Below are 13,972 nucleotides of genomic sequence, written 5' to 3' on the forward strand. Positions count from 1 at the left end.
CCGGAGCGCGCCCGGCGGTGCTCCGCGCGCCCCGGCCGCGGCCCGCATGCTACGCTGTCTCTCTTGTGAAGTGCGACGCCGCCGAGCCTGTGCCGATCACCACGGTCGTGGCGCGGGGGTGCTCCTCCGGGGACCGGCGCGCGCTCTCGCCGGGGGATCGCGTCGGCGGCTACATCGTCGTGTCGTTGCTCGGCCACGGCGGCGCGGGCGCTGTGTATCGCGTGGTCCCGGCGGAGGGTGGCGGCGCCGCGCGCGCGCTCAAGGTGCTCCACGCCGATCTCGTCTCCAGCCGCGAGGCGGCGCTCCGCTTCGCGCGCGAGGTGCGCGCGATCGGCCGCATCCGGCACCCCAACGTCGTCGCCGTCCACGACGTCGGCGAGCTCCCGGACGGGAACCCGTACTTCGCGATGGATCTGCTCGACGGCGTGGACCTCCGGTCGCACCTCGCGGCCGCCGGGCGCCTGTCGCTCGACGAGACGCTCTCGATCCTCGAGCCGCTCGCGGCCGCGCTCTCGGCGGCGCACGCGCAGGCGATCGTGCACCGCGACATCAAGCCCTCGAACGTGTTCCTCGCGGACGAAGGCGGCGCGCGTCGCGTCGTGCTCCTCGACTTCGGCGTGGCCAAGCTGCTCGACGAGCCGGGCCCGGGGATCACCGGCTCGCGGCAGATGGTCGGGACGCCGGCGTTCATGGCGCCCGAGCAGATCCGCGGCCTGCCGACGGATCAGCGCACCGACGTCTACGCGCTCGGCGCGCTCCTCTACGCCCTGCTCACCGGCGAGCCGCCCTTCCCGGCGAAGTCGACGCTGCTCCCGCAGCTGCACCTCCACGCCCGACCGGCGCGCCCGAGCGCGCGCGCGCCGGTCGCGCCCGCGATCGACGAGGTGCTGCTGCGGGCGCTCAGCAAGGACCCGGGGCGGCGCCAGCAGGGCGCGGCGGCGCTGCTCGCCGAGCTCCGGGACGCCGCGGGCCGCGCAGGCCTCCCGTCCGGCGCCGAGCGGCTCGCGATCGCCCTCCACGTCGAGGCGCGCGCCGACGCGGCGGCGCTGGAGGACGCGGATCCGGGCCTGCTCGACGACCTGGAGACGATCCTCCCCGCCGCCCAGGCGTGCCTCGCCGAGCACGGCTTCCGCGCCGCGGTCGAGGCCGGCCACGCCGCGCTCTACGTCGCCGAGCCGGGCGCGCTCCCCGGCGGCGATCGCGCCGCGCGGCGGTCGGCGATCGACGCGGCGCGCGCGCTCCTCGGCGCGCTCGAGGCGCGGTCCGCGCGCGATCCGCGGGTGCATGTCGCGCTGTGCCTTCACGCCGCCCCGGCGCGCTTCGACGGCGCCGCGCCGGCAGGGGGGCCGCTGCTCGACGTCGCGGCGTGGCTGCCGGAGGGCCTGCCCGCCGGCGTCTTCGCGACGCCGGCGCTGCTCGACGGGCTCGGGATCGAGGCGGCGCCGGCCGGGGCCGTGGCGCAGCTCTACGCGCGCGTCCTCCCGGCGATCACCAGTTGCCGGTGATGGGCACGTCGCCGGGGAGGCCGAACTGGAGGGCGCGGTCAGCGCCGTCCCAGCCGTTGCCGTTCATGTCGAGGAGCCACATCCCGTCCGACGGCCGCCATGCGCCGACGAGGCTCCGCGCGGCGCCGCTCCAGCGCCCGACGACGGGGATATCGCCGGCCTGGCCGAGGTAGATGGGCACCTCGCCGTCGTATCCGTTGCCGTTGAGATCGAGGTGGAATTCCCCGTTGCGGAAGACGCCGACGCGCGTCTTGCCGGAGCCGGTCCAGTCGCCGACGAGGGGCACGTCGCCGCGCAGGCCGAACTGGAGCACGCGGTAGGAGCCGTCCAGTCCATCGCTGCTCAGGTTGAGGAACCAGTACATCATGCCATCGGGCAGCACGCGGACGACGCCGGGGCGCGTCTTGCCGCTGCCGTCCCAGCTCCCGACGACCGGGGTGTCCCCTGGATTGCCCCAGTGGAGGACGCGATCGGACGGGTCGTAGCCGTCGCCGTCGAGATCGAAGTACCAGACGCCGGCCCGGAAGACACCGACGCGTGTCTGGCCTTCGCCGGTCCAGTCGCCGACCACGGGCACGTCGCCGGGGAGCCCGAACTGGATCTGCCGACCGACGCGGGGCGACCAGCCGTTGCCGTCCACATCGAGGAACCACATCCCGTCGGCGTCGCGGAACACGCCGGGCTTCGAGCTGCCGTCGCCGGTCCAGTCGCCCACGACAGGCGTGTTGCCGGCGACGGAGAAGCTGATCCCGGCGTCGCCGTCCCACCCGTTGCGGTTGCGATCGAGCACGAAGGTGCTCGGCCCACGGAAGACCCCGACGCCGGTCGGAACGCGCGAGATGGGCGGCAAGATCCGGCTGTCGCTGCCGTCATCGCTCTCGCCCTCGAGCGCGCCGTCCGCCTCGCCGACGGAGTCCTCCATCGCGTCGCCGCCGTCGATCGGCGCTTCCCCGCAGCCCGCCGCGGCGGTGACAGCGGCGATCAGGAGGAGCAGCGTAGTGGACTTGGCCGACATCGAATTCATAGATTTCATCCTCATCTCCAATGGTCCATCGGTCATGGCGCGGATCGCCGGCATGACGACACACGCCTATCTGCGAACAGCGAGCGCCCCGCGTCAGCGCGGCCCGAGATCAGCTGTCCCGAATCGGATGTTCTAAAGCGTCTATCTCTCCGCCCAGGCCCACGGCGTCACAGAGCGGCGGTCACCCGCACAGGAGACGGGTCCAGATCGGCGTTTTCGGCGCGGAAGCGCACTCCGGTGCGCTGAGCACCGAAAACGTCGAGATGGGCCCGTATCCGAAGCGGGTGCCCGCCGCTCTACCAGGAGCCGGTGAGGGGGACGTCGCCGGGGAGGCCGAACTGGAGGGCGCGGTCAGCGCCGTCCCAGCCGTTGCCGTTCATGTCGAGGAGCCATGTCCCGTTCGATGGCCGAAAGGCGCCGACGAGGCTGCGTGCGGTGCCGCTCCAGCGCCCGACCACGGGGATATCGCCTGCCTGGCCGAGGCGGATGGGCAGCTCGCCGTCGTACCCGTTGCCGTTGAGATCGAGGTGGAACTCCCCGTTGCGGAAGACGCCGACGCGGGTCTGGCCGGTGCCGGTCCAGTCGCCGACGAGGGGCACGTCGCCGCGCAGTCCGAACTGGAGCGCGCGGTAGGTGCCGTTCAGCCCTGTACCGCTCGCGTCGAGGTACCAGTACATCAATCCATCGGGCAGCACGCGGACGAGGCCGGGGCGCGTCTTGCCCCTGCCGTCCCAGCTCCCCACGACCGGGGTGTCCCCCGGACTGCCCCAGTGGAGGACGCGATCGGACGCGTCGTAGCCGTCGCCGTCGAGATCGAAGACCCAGACGCCGGCCCGGAAGACGCCGACGCGCGTCTGCCCGGAGCCGGTCCAGTCGCCGACCACGGGCACGTCGCCGGGCAGCCCGAACTGGATCTGCCGATCGACGCCGGGCGACCAGCCGTTGCCGTCCAGATCGAGGAACCACATCCCGTCGGCGTCGCGGAACACGCCGGGCTTCGAGTGACCGTTGCCGGTCCAGTCGCCCACGACAGGCGTGTTGCCGGTGACGGCGAAGCTGATCCCGGCGTCGCCGTCGTATCCATTGCCGTTGCGATCGAGCGCCCAGGCGCCCGCGCGAAAGATCCCGACGCCGGTCGCCCCAGGGGTGGTCGGGGGGCGATCGTTCTTCGATAGGTTGTGGACCGTGACGACCTCCCGGTACGTGACGTCGTCGTCCCCGCACTGCCCGAAGATGTCCCCGTCGCTGGAGCAAGTATCGGCGCAGAGGCCAAGGACGTGGAACTCGCACTCCTCGTCGGACTTGTGGCAAGTCCGCCCCTCCTCTATCGCCGTCTGGTTGATCGTCGCGCCGATGCACGCGAACCTCTTCGGCTCCAGGCCGAAGAGGTCGCCGAAGTACGTGGCTTCCTGGGCTGTGTAGTCGATCGCTTCCTCGGGGGTGATGGTCCCGCGCGGCGCGCGCAGCGAGAAGCGGACCGGTCTGCCGAGTTTGTTTGCGTGCGCGAGCAGGCAAGCGCTCACCCAGCGCTGCTCTTGATCGGTGAGCGCGCTGTCGCTCCAGGACGGGGCAAGGCCGTGGAGACCGTCGAACTGATAGCGCGCGTTCTGTCGCAGATCCTCTACGACGAGCTTTTGCCCCTCGCTCAGGGCGCAAGACGCCACGTACGCCATCGCTCTGCTGAGCAGCGCGCCCTTCTCGCCGGTCACGCTCTCGAGGATCGACTCGGACCCGTCGGCGAGGCGGGCGCGCTTGAGGCGGTCGAGAAGGCGGAGGAAGTCGGGGTCCCGCGTGACGCTGGCTTTGAGGCCGTTCAGCGAGATGACGTCACGCTCCGGGGCGCTGCCGCCCGGCTCCGGATCGGGCGCCGGCGCCGGAGCCGGCGGCTCATCGCCGCTGAGCACGGCTTGCGCCGCTTCGCCGAGCGCGGGGGGGTCTTCGTCCGCCGCCGCGACGCAGCCGAGCGCAGCGGGGCTCGATCCGAGGAGTGCCAGGAGCAGGTACCGGGGCGTGCCTTGCATCGTCATGGTGTCGCGGATCTCCATTGCAGCGCCCGTGCCGGGCGCCGTGCGCCGGTGCCGGGCGGCGGGCCTCGCGGATCCCCGGCGCTTCGGGCGGCGCTCTCCGCGCATCGCGCCCCTGTCCCTGTAGGGGCGCGCCCACAGGTGTAGGTGCGCGCCTACGCGCCTACTCCTCGCGCCCCGACAGGTCGTGCCGGCGGAGCAGCTCGTGGAGGTGGCTCCGGTCCATGCGCGCCGCGCGCGCGGCCGCCGAGAGGTTGCCCCCGTGGGCCCGCAGCAGCCCCCGGAGGTACGCGCGCTCCCAGCGCGACGTGGCCTTCTCCTTGGCGGCGCGGAACGAGAGCGCCGGGTCGAAGGCGTCCTCGGCTGCGGGCGGCGCGGCGCTGTCCGGCGCGCCGCCCTCGTCGTCCGCCCCGTCGCGCCACGGCGCCGCGTCGCCGAGGAGGACCGCGCGCTCCACGGCGGCCCGCAGCTCGCGCACGTTGCCGGGCCAGTCCTGCTGCGCGAGCGCCTCGAGGAGCTCGGCGGGCGGGCTCGGATCGCCGTCCGTGACCAGCTGCTCGTAGAAATGGGCGACGAGCAGCGGGATGTCCTCGATCCGCTCGCGCAGCGGCGGGATGCGGATCCGCACCACGTTCAGGCGGTAGAAGAGATCGGCCCGGAAGCGGCCGCGGTTGACCTCCTTCCGGAGGTCGCGGTGGGTCGCCGCGACGACGCGCATGTCGAGCGGCACCGGATCGAGGCTGCCGACGCGCTTGACGACGCGCTCCTCGAGCGCGCGGAGCAGCTTGGGCTGCATGTCGAGCGGCAGCTCCCCGATCTCGTCGAGGAAGACGGTGCCGCCGCGCGCCGCCTCGAAGGCGCCCGGGCGCGACGCGACCGCGCCGGTGAAGGCGCCCTTCACGTGCCCGAAGAGCTCGGCCTCGATGAGGTTCGGCGGGATCGCGGAGCAGTCGACGACGACGAAGGGCCCGCTCGCGCGCGGGCTGCTCTGGTGGATGGCCTCGGCGACGAGGCCCTTGCCGGTGCCGGTCTCGCCCTCGATCAGCACGGTGGAGGTGCTCCCGGCGATCCGGGGCAGGAGGGCGAACAGGCGGCGCATGGCGGCGCTCTGCCCGAGGGCGCGGCCGTAGCGCTCCTCGTCGCTGAGCGGCTGGCGGACCTCCTCGTCGAGGTGGTCGAAGCGCAGCGAGGTCTCGCCGACGCCGAGCACGGTCCCGGCCTTGAGGTAGGCGGAGCGGACGCGGTACCCGGCCATGGTCGTGCCGTTCTTGCTGTCGAGGTCGCGGAGCAGGAACCCCTCGGCCGTGGCGGTGATGGCGCAGTGATGGCGGGAGACGGTCGGATCGGTGAGCGTGAGGTGCGTGCCCGGCGCGGTGCCGATCACGAGCTCCGGCTCGTCCGAGTCCCGCGTGAGGCCGCGCTCCGGGCCCTCCAGGACCTTGAGCCGGAAGCGCCTGAACACGAGCTCCGTGGAGCGGGACACGAGCGCGCGGGTCTCGTCGGGCGAGGAGGGCGATGGCTGGCCGTGCGACATCGGGTCGAGGCTACCACGGCGCCGAGCGGGGGCTCTCCGAGGCCTCCTTCGTCCGAGCGGCGCGATCTCTGCCGCGGCGCAGCCGCGGAGGCGATCGTGGGCGCACGCCAACAGGTGCTGGCCCCCGCCTACAGCCCGCGGCCGGCGCCCGAGATCGAGGGCGCGCCTGCGCGGCCGGCGGAGCGCAATCTCGTCCCTGGTCTGACGCGTGCATCGGCCGCGGGTGAGACGCGCGAGCCATCCGCTGGCTGCTTTCGACCAGCGAACGCCGAGGGATGCGCGCGGTCGTCTTGAACCAACACGATTGGAGAGGTTGTCATGCGTAGGATCGACAAGGGGGACTCATTGGCGCTGTCCCGCCGCGCCTTCATCTCGGCGACAGCGGCCGGCGTGGCGGGGGTCGTGACCGGGATCGAGCGTGAAGCCGGAGCGCAGGCGGCGTTCACGCCGCGCGTCTCCGGCCTCACCCTCACGGAGGCGATGATGGCCCACCTCAAGGACGCCACCCGCCGCGGCGGTTATCAGATGCTGAAGGTGGTCACCGGGTGGGGGCTGCACGACCGCTCGATCACCGACCCGGCGACCCTCTCGGAGCTCTGCTCGCTGACGCCCATCACCCTCGTCCGGACGACCACCGGCGACAGGTACCATGTCGATCCGAACAAGGTCGAGGAGGAGATCGCCCCCTGGTACGCGGCGAAGGAGAAGAAGAGGGATCTCATCATCGAGCTGGGCAACGAGCCCAACACGGTGAACGATCCGGACGGCACAGGGGCGTTCTGGGCCAGCCGGAGCCGAGCGTGGAAGGAGAGCTACATCTGGGAGAACCGGTACTATCTCGCGGAGGCCATCGCCCGTTGCCGGCGGCGGTTCCCTGGGGCCAAGATCGTCACCTGCTCGCTCGCCCCGCGCACCGCCCTCGACATCGAGTGGTTCTTGCAGATCTACGCGCAAGACGCGGACAGCCCGCTTCACAACGCGGATTACGTCGCCGTGCACGCGTACAACGGGCCCGGCGAGACCTGGTATCAGAGCCACGATCTCCCGTTGGTGCTCGATCTCTACGGCCGTTACGCGCCCACGAAATCGTGGATCATGACCGAGGTGGGCCTGCACACCGACGAGACGAGGGCGCGGAAGGGCGAGCGCATGGCGGGGGTCATGCACTATGGCGAGAGCGGCCCTGTCCTCCCCTGGAACGTCTGGGGATTCTGCTATTTTCACCTGAAGCTCGACCGCGACGGCAACCCCGTCCCGGGCGACAGGGCCGCGGCGTATTACGGGGAAGGGGACTCGGCCTACGCGCAGCGGGTCAACGCGGGGAGGCTGCGGCGGACCCCTGTCGGTTGGCTCGACAGCATCGATCCGACGACCGGGGTGGCCTCGGGGTGGGCGGCCGACCCCGACACGCCGGCCAGCGTGGGGGTGCACTTCTACGCGAGCGGACCGGGCATCAACGGCATCCAGTTCGTCGGCGGCACGGGCGCGGACCTGCCGCGTCTGGACGTGAACACCCACCTCAACATGGCGGGGCATCACGGGTTCTCGTTCCGGATTCCGGACGCGTGGCGCAACGGGACCGAGTACCGGCTGCACGCGTATGGCCTCGACGCCACCGGCGACCTCAACGCGGAGCTCTCGGGCTCGCCGACGGCGTTCCGCCTCTAGAGGACAGGAGGCGCTTCACCTGGCCCGCGCAGGTGACGGTCTCCCGCGCTACCCCTCCCGGCAAGGCACAGGCGGACCTGGTGAACAGCACATCGGATGTGTAGTTGACCGGAGCTGGCACGAACACCGGTCGGTCAGGGCGCCTCGGAGAGCCGCGGCGTACACCTGCCCTCCGAGCACACCGCCGTCATTCCTTCCGGAACCACGGGCGCGCAGGGAGGGCACGCGACGACCTCTTCTGGGCAAACGAGGGCGCCGAGATCCCCGCTCCGGTTGAGGGCGACGATGCCTTTTCCGTCGCACGACTCGCAGCACCCGACGCCGTCGCGCAGCGCGCAGTCCGCGTCTTTCGTGCATTCCGTCAGCGGGGATTCGCGCACGTCGACGACGACGCAGCTCCCGCTATCGCATGTGGCGGCGAAGTACTGGGAGGTGCTCTCGGCCTCGCCGACCTCCGGGCATCGCTCGCACTGCGTGTCTCCGCACCCGCTGGCATTCCAGAAATCCGCCACCGCGTCGCGGTGGAGGGCGACGAACGCGCTGGCGTCGACCGGGTCGCAGGAGGCGCAGCAGCGGGGCGGCGCGAGGACGCAATCGCCCGGCGCCGCGCATGCATCCATGTCCGTGGTCGTGCCCTGACAGGTCTCCAGGCACGCCGCGAGCGACTCGAAGCGGTTCGCGTTGCCCTCGCAACCACCATAGGTGAACGGAACACACTCGCCGGTGGCGGGGTCGTGCCAGTAGCTCGGGATCGCCGCGTCGCAGGGGCCGGTCTCCTGCGGCAGCGTACAGCGGTCCGGCGATTCGCCGCCGGTGCCGCTGCTCGCGACCGAGCCGCCGCCGCTGCCAGCGACCGCGCTGCTCGAGCCGCCGCCGCTGCCCGCGACCGGGCCCCCGCCGCCCGGGCCTCCGCCGCCCGATCCGCCGTCGTTCCCCGCGCCGCTGCACCCCGCCGCGAGCAGGAGAGAGGTGAGCAAGCCCAGACCGAGGGACAAGCGCTGGTAGTTTTCAGATACGTTGTAATCGGCGCGCTTCCGGTTACCTGAGGATAAGACAATCGATCGTAGGAGTTGCATCCGTAGTCGATGGCATGTCAGCCGGTGGTGTGCCAGGCGACGCTGCGCGCCGTGACGATGAGATCGAGGTGCGGCGCGCCCCTCTCCGGAGCGCCGCCCACGTGGAGGCACCGTGTCCCACCGGTCGACCGATCCGGGCCGACGTGCTTCACGACGCGCGTTCGTCGCGCGGCGACCGCCGGGCCGCATTCACGCGCACGACGTGCACGCTGCAGCCGGATCGAGCGGTGACCGTCGACGCGACCGACTGGGACCAGGCGCGGCCGCCCTGCGGCGGCGCTCCGATCACGACGAGATCGACGTTGTTGTGGCGAGCCAGCTCGACAATCACGTCCTCTGGCGCGCTGGACGCGACGGCGTGCAACGAGAGCCGCTGGCTCGGCAGGCCCAGCGGAGCCGCCCAGTCTCGCAGTTTCACCAGATGCTCGCGGGACGCCCCGGAATGCGCGATCACGGTCAGGCAGATCAGGCGAAACTCCGTGCTGAGCGCGAGGATCTGCGAGACCGCAGAGCGGATCGCCTGGTGTCGCTCGTCTTCCAGATGGGTGGTGTCGACCGCGACAAGGACGATCGGCGTGCGGCTGAGCAGCGCCGGGGGCGCGCGGAGGCGGGCGCCGTGTTCGGCGCGGGCCCTGAGGAATCGCTGCAGCTGCGAGACCAGGCCGGCGCGCTTGGTCTTCGTGGCGCGCGCGCTGAGCGGCACCTGCTCGGGGTGTCGCAGGTCGAATGCCACGTGGGCAGCCGACTGGTAACGCAGCTCCGCGCGCGGCTCCAGGCTGCGCAGGATGATCTCCTGCAGCCACGGCGGTATGCCGGGCGCGATCGCCGAGGGGGGCAGGGGGTCGAGCCACAGCCGGTTGCGCACGTCGGTGTCGGGCTCGCCGAACGGCAGCTCCCCCGTCGCCAGCTCGTACATCACCACGCCCAGCGCGAACAGATCGCTGCGCCGGTCTGCGCGTGTTCCGAGGATCTGCTCCGGCGAGACGTACGGCGCAGAGCCGGCGCCGAGGCGGGTCTCCTCCGCCAGCAGATCGGGGTAATGCGCATGGTGGGCGAAGCCAAAGTCGATGAGGACGACCGTGCCGTCCGCGCGAACGATCGCGTTTTCGGGCTTCACATCCAGATGGACGACGCCCTGCTGATGGATGCCATGCAGCGCGTCCGCGAGGGCGGCGCCGATCCGGGTCACGTCGGCGGTGTTCAGCGGTCCAGCGCCGAGCAGGTCGGCGAGCGTGCGGCCTTCGATCCACTCCTTGACCAGGTACGGCGTACCCGCGAGGTCTCCCGCCGCCACGAAAGCCGGCGCGTGAGGTCCTTTCAAGGTCGGGAGGATCATCGCTTCCGTCTCGAAGCCGACGATGCTCTCGCTGGGCTCGTTCGGCCCCAGGCGCGGCAGCTTCATGACCAGCGGCCGCTCGATGCCTGGCCTCGTGACGCGGAAGAGCACGCCCATGCCCCCCGCGCGCACGCGAGCGCCGAGCGTGAAGCCGTCAATCTCCGCGCCGGGGCGCCAGTCGTTCAGCTCGTGCATCATGGCCAGCCGCCCTCGCACGATGCGCTGTGCGGCCCGTCGTGGCAAGCGCCGCGCGGCGACGCGCGCCCCCGCGCCGCCTGAGCGCCCAAGCTCGATCCCGGCGCACAGGAGGCCAGTGAGCCCGGCAGCTTCGCGTGCGCCGTGGCTGTACTGTGGAACGGCCGCTACGAGGAAATTGACTTTGGGATCGCGCTTGGATTTCCTTGCCCATTGAACGCCTTGGCCGCTTGGAGGAAGACGCCCGCATGCCTGACAGCGCTTTAACCGCCGTCGTCGATGACACGATCTGGACCCTGGACCGCCCCCTGTGGTTCAGCGGAGTACGGATGCGCGCCCGCACCACGGTCGTACGCCTCGACGACGGCAGTCTGCTCCTGCACACCCCGGCCCCTCCCACCGATGCGCTGGCAGAGCAGCTGCGAGCCCTGGGCCCCGTGCGCTGGCTCTTGGTACCCAACTGCTGGCATCACCTCGGGACTCCCGCGGCGGCGGCTCATTTCCCCGAGGCGCGCGTGGTGGGACCGGCGTCGGCGCGGGGCAGGAACAAGGCGCTGAGACTCGACATGGATATCCACGACGCCCAGTTCGGCGAGCAGGTCCCCGAGCTCGAGGCCTTGCCGCTCCGGGGCGTGCCGTTCTGGGACGAGACAGTGCTCTACCATCGGCCAACGCAAACCCTGCTGGGCGCAGACATCGTCATTTGTGCTTGCGCCAAGGACCACTGGACTTTGCGTTACGCCGCGCGCATTACTGGCTTTTACGAGCAGGTGCGCGTGCCTCCCGACGCCAGAAAGAAGATTCTGGACAAAAGCGCGGCCGCGCGCTCCATCCGCGCCATGCTGGAGCGACCGGCCAAGCGTCTCATCGTGGGGCACGCCGAGGTCATCGAAGAAGGTTGGCGCGACGGCCTCGTACGAGCCTGGCGACTGGAGGGCGTGGAGGTGTAGGTTGACGGCGCCGCTCCGTTAGCGAGCCCACGCGCAGACGATTGGCGCCCGAGGCGGCTCGGTCATCCCTTGACAAGGTGCCGCTCGATCACGCCCACTGGCGTGACGTCCGCGCCGTCGTGGGGGTGTTGCGCGGACGTGAGGCGCATGATCACCGGTCTCGATCTTCATGCAACGCTGCATCGCATCGTGACGGACGCCGTGGGCGCCGTGCCGTCCGCGCAGCGAGCGAGCCTCCTGGCCCGTGACGGGGAGCAGCTGGTCCACAAGGCCTCTGTTGGCCTCGCTGGCGTGCTGGCGAGCCCGCAGGAGGTCGCCGGCGGCGCGGTGCCGGCCACCGTGATCGAGACGCTCTCGACGCTCTCGACGCTCTCGACGCTCTCGACGCTGGCGACGCCTGATTCCGCGGACAGCCCTCGGGTCATGGCGGCCGCCGACTGGTACCGCGAGCACCTGCCGGGCGCGTCGGCGCTGCACCTCGTGCCCGCGGGCGCGGTCGTGATCCTCACCCCGGTGCAGGTGCAGGGACAGACGATCGGCGTGCTCGCCGTCGAGCAGCCGGGCGGGCAGGCGCCTTCCGGCGAGGGCTGGGCGCGGCTCCGCGCGCTGGCCGCGAGCGCCGGCGCGGCGCTCGAGCGGCGAGAGCTCTACAACGACAAGGCGCGGTCGGCCCAGGAGGTGCGCGTGCTCGAGGGGGTGCTGAACGCGGTGGCCGCGCGGACCAGCACGCATGAGCTCGTCGAGATGATCTCGAAAGGCATCAAGAGCGTGCAGCTCGGGCCGCAATGGCGCTCCGTGCACCTCGTCCTGCTGAGCGACGCTCCCTCCGGGGGCGCGCGCGGCGACGCCGCAGCCCGCGAGATCCGCGTTTACCACGTCCCGCACCGATCGCCGCTCGCGTTCTGGAACAACGTGCGTGACGGCGCCCTCGTCGCGGGGCGCAGCGTCGGCATCCACGTGGACGTCCGCAACGCCCCCGCCCACAGCGCCGTCGAGCAGCGCGGGATCCTCGAGGACGCCATCGACCGGGGCGTGCACGGTATCGCCGTGGCGCCGATCACCCCGGAGGTCCTCGAGCCGGCGATCCGCCGGGCGGCGCGGGCCGGGGTCCCGGTGGTCACGATCGACACGCCGCCCGCCGAGGGCAGCTGCGCTCAGGCCTATATCGGCACCGACAACGTGGCGGCAGGGCGGCTCGCCGCGGAGATGATGGCCCGGCTGCTCCCGGGTGGAGGGAAGATCGGCGCGCTGACGTTCTGGCTCAGCGCCATGAACAGCCGCGAGCGCATCGAGGCGTTCCGTGCGGCGCTTTCGGGCACGCGCGCGCCCTTCGACCTGCAGCCGCCGGCCGAGGACCGGTTCGACATCGAGCTCGGGATGCGGATCGCCCGGGAGGCCGTGCAGACCGGCGAAATCGCCGGCGCCTTCGGCGTCTGCGCCGAGAACGGCCTGTCGTGGGGCGCGGCCGCGAGGGCGCTGGGGCGGGCGGGGGAGCTCAAGATCGTCGCCTTCGATCTGCTCACGGACACCCTCGAGATGCTCCGGGAAGGGACCATCCACGCCGTCCTGGTCCAGCGCGAGCACGAGATGGGCTATCGCGCGGTGCGGGTGCTCCACGACATGGTATCGAAGGGCATCGACGCGACCCTGGCCGGGCTGCCCACGCGCGCCGGCTCCGGGGGAGGGTCCGCGCTGCGCTTCATCGACACCGGCATCGACGTCGTGACCATCGAGCGCACGCCCTGGTCGCTCCCCCTCTCCGACTACCTGCCTCTGGACGCCAACCGCAAGGCGGCGAAGCGGAGGGAGCAGCTCCCCTACGAGAGCCGCTCGAAGGAGCTCCTCCTCGTCACCGTGGACGCGGGGAGCGAGGGGTACCGCGACGAGCGAGCCCCCCTCGACGCGAGGTCGATGGTCGGGCGGGTGCTGAGCACCGCCCGGCCGCTCATCGTCGACACGCACTCGAGCGAGCTCCACGACGCGCCCGATGTCGTCGAGGCGCGCGGGAAGGGGGCGCATACCCTGGTCGGCGTCCCGCTGCTCGCCGGCGGGTCCGCCTTCGGCGCCCTGGTCCTGGAGAGCGGGCGCCGGGCGGCGTGCTCGCTCGACGATCTCACGACGATCGAGCGCATCGTCGACACGATGGCCGTGGCGATCGAGAACACGCGGCTCGTCCACCGGATCACCGAGCGGACCCATGAGCTCGAGCGCGCGAACCGGCATCAGGAGTCGCTGCTCGACACGATCCGCGAGCTCTCGAGCCCTGTCGTGCCCATCGCGCGGGACATCCTCGTGATGCCGATCGTCGGGACGATGGACGCGCAGCGGTCCGGCCGCTTCATCGAGTCGATGCTGCAAGACATCACCGAGCACCACGCGCGCGTGGTGCTGGTCGACGTCACGGGGATGGCGGTCGTCGACGCCGCGTCGGTGGAGCACCTCCTGCGGGCGGCGCGGGCGGCGCGGCTGCTCGGCGCCGAGGTCGTGCTCGTCGGCGTCACGCCGGCGGCGGCGCGGCTGATGGTGGAGCAGGGCGTGGACCTCGGGAGCGTCATCACCCGCTCGACCCTGGAGCTCGGGTTCGCTTACGCGCTGTCGAAGACCGGCGGCCAGATCGTCTATCGCCGCTCACCGCACCCCCAGCCCTTCTGAGCCGAGCC

Annotated in this window: 10 protein-coding genes; 4 read left to right on the forward strand and 6 right to left on the reverse strand. The window is 71.7% G+C overall.

Annotation, left to right across the window (positions count from 1 at the left end):
* Positions 1 to 65 precede the first annotated feature (65 nt).
* Positions 66 to 1,505, forward strand: coding sequence for a serine/threonine-protein kinase (locus WME95_RS12915; RefSeq protein WP_437908679.1), 1,440 nt, complete (start codon positions 66 to 68; stop codon positions 1,503 to 1,505).
* On the opposite strand, the gene WME95_RS12920 is transcribed toward WME95_RS12915, so the two are convergent.
* The 3 genes from WME95_RS12920 to WME95_RS12930 form a co-directional block, all read right to left on the reverse strand.
* On the reverse strand, positions 1,489 to 2,529 hold the full coding sequence (locus WME95_RS12920; protein WP_437908680.1) for a hypothetical protein: 1,041 nt from the start codon (positions 2,527 to 2,529) through the stop codon (positions 1,489 to 1,491). The two genes, WME95_RS12915 and WME95_RS12920, sit on opposite strands and share 17 nt — an antisense overlap.
* A gap of 296 nt (positions 2,530 to 2,825) precedes the next feature.
* Positions 2,826 to 4,556 (reverse strand): hypothetical protein, encoded by a 1,731-nt coding sequence (locus tag WME95_RS12925; RefSeq protein ID WP_437908681.1) that lies wholly within the window; start codon positions 4,554 to 4,556, stop codon positions 2,826 to 2,828.
* A 160-nt stretch (positions 4,557 to 4,716) separates the two neighbouring features.
* On the reverse strand, positions 4,717 to 6,087 hold the full coding sequence (locus tag WME95_RS12930; protein WP_437908683.1) for a sigma 54-interacting transcriptional regulator: 1,371 nt from the start codon (positions 6,085 to 6,087) through the stop codon (positions 4,717 to 4,719).
* A 318-nt stretch (positions 6,088 to 6,405) separates the two neighbouring features.
* Between WME95_RS12930 and WME95_RS12935 the strand changes: the two genes are divergently transcribed.
* Positions 6,406 to 7,755, forward strand: a complete 1,350-nt coding sequence (locus tag WME95_RS12935) for a hypothetical protein (RefSeq protein WP_437908685.1) — start codon at positions 6,406 to 6,408, stop codon at positions 7,753 to 7,755.
* 134 nt (positions 7,756 to 7,889) lie between these two features.
* On the opposite strand, the gene WME95_RS12940 is transcribed toward WME95_RS12935, so the two are convergent.
* The 3 genes from WME95_RS12940 to WME95_RS12950 all read right to left on the reverse strand — a co-directional run bounded on the left by WME95_RS12940 (position 7,890) and on the right by WME95_RS12950 (position 10,284).
* The gene (locus WME95_RS12940; protein ID WP_437908686.1) at positions 7,890 to 8,750 is read right to left on the reverse strand and encodes a BPTI/Kunitz domain-containing protein; all 861 of its coding nucleotides are present in this window, start codon (positions 8,748 to 8,750) and stop codon (positions 7,890 to 7,892) included.
* Positions 8,751 to 8,848: 98 nt separating this feature from the next.
* Positions 8,849 to 8,983: a hypothetical protein gene (locus WME95_RS12945; protein ID WP_437908687.1), complete on the reverse strand. Its 135-nt coding sequence runs from the start codon at positions 8,981 to 8,983 to the stop codon at positions 8,849 to 8,851.
* Entirely contained in the window at positions 8,980 to 10,284 is a 1,305-nt protein-coding gene (locus WME95_RS12950; protein WP_437908688.1) for a serine/threonine protein kinase, read from the reverse strand. Before WME95_RS12950 ends, WME95_RS12945 begins: the two co-directional genes overlap by 4 nt.
* Positions 10,285 to 10,610: 326 nt before the next feature.
* Between WME95_RS12950 and WME95_RS12955 the strand changes: the two genes are divergently transcribed.
* Positions 10,611 to 11,312 (forward strand): DUF4336 domain-containing protein, encoded by a 702-nt coding sequence (locus WME95_RS12955; protein WP_437908689.1) that lies wholly within the window; start codon positions 10,611 to 10,613, stop codon positions 11,310 to 11,312.
* A 147-nt stretch (positions 11,313 to 11,459) separates the two neighbouring features.
* Positions 11,460 to 13,964, forward strand: a complete 2,505-nt coding sequence (locus WME95_RS12960; RefSeq protein WP_437908690.1) for a substrate-binding domain-containing protein — start codon at positions 11,460 to 11,462, stop codon at positions 13,962 to 13,964.
* The last annotated feature ends 8 nt before the right edge of the window (positions 13,965 to 13,972 follow it).

The organism is Sorangium sp. So ce327 (assembly GCF_051530205.1).
GTDB classification, from domain to species: Bacteria; Myxococcota_A; Polyangia; order Polyangiales; family Polyangiaceae; genus Sorangium; species Sorangium cellulosum_B.

Bases quoted from the DNA above. Each gene is read 5' to 3' on its own strand.
- WME95_RS12920 (WP_437908680.1), bottom strand. From the start codon at position 2,529: ATGAATTCGATGTCGGCCAAGTCCACTACGCTGCTCCTCCTGATCGCC.
- WME95_RS12925 (WP_437908681.1), bottom strand. From the start codon at position 4,556: ATGACGATGCAAGGCACGCCCCGGTACCTGCTCCTGGCACTCCTCGGA.
- WME95_RS12930 (WP_437908683.1), bottom strand. From the start codon at position 6,087: ATGTCGCACGGCCAGCCATCGCCCTCCTCGCCCGACGAGACCCGCGCG.
- WME95_RS12935 (WP_437908685.1), top strand. From the start codon at position 6,406: ATGCGTAGGATCGACAAGGGGGACTCATTGGCGCTGTCCCGCCGCGCC.
- WME95_RS12950 (WP_437908688.1), bottom strand. From the start codon at position 10,284: ATGGGCGTGCTCTTCCGCGTCACGAGGCCAGGCATCGAGCGGCCGCTG.
- WME95_RS12955 (WP_437908689.1), top strand. From the start codon at position 10,611: ATGCCTGACAGCGCTTTAACCGCCGTCGTCGATGACACGATCTGGACC.
- WME95_RS12960 (WP_437908690.1), top strand. From the start codon at position 11,460: ATGATCACCGGTCTCGATCTTCATGCAACGCTGCATCGCATCGTGACG.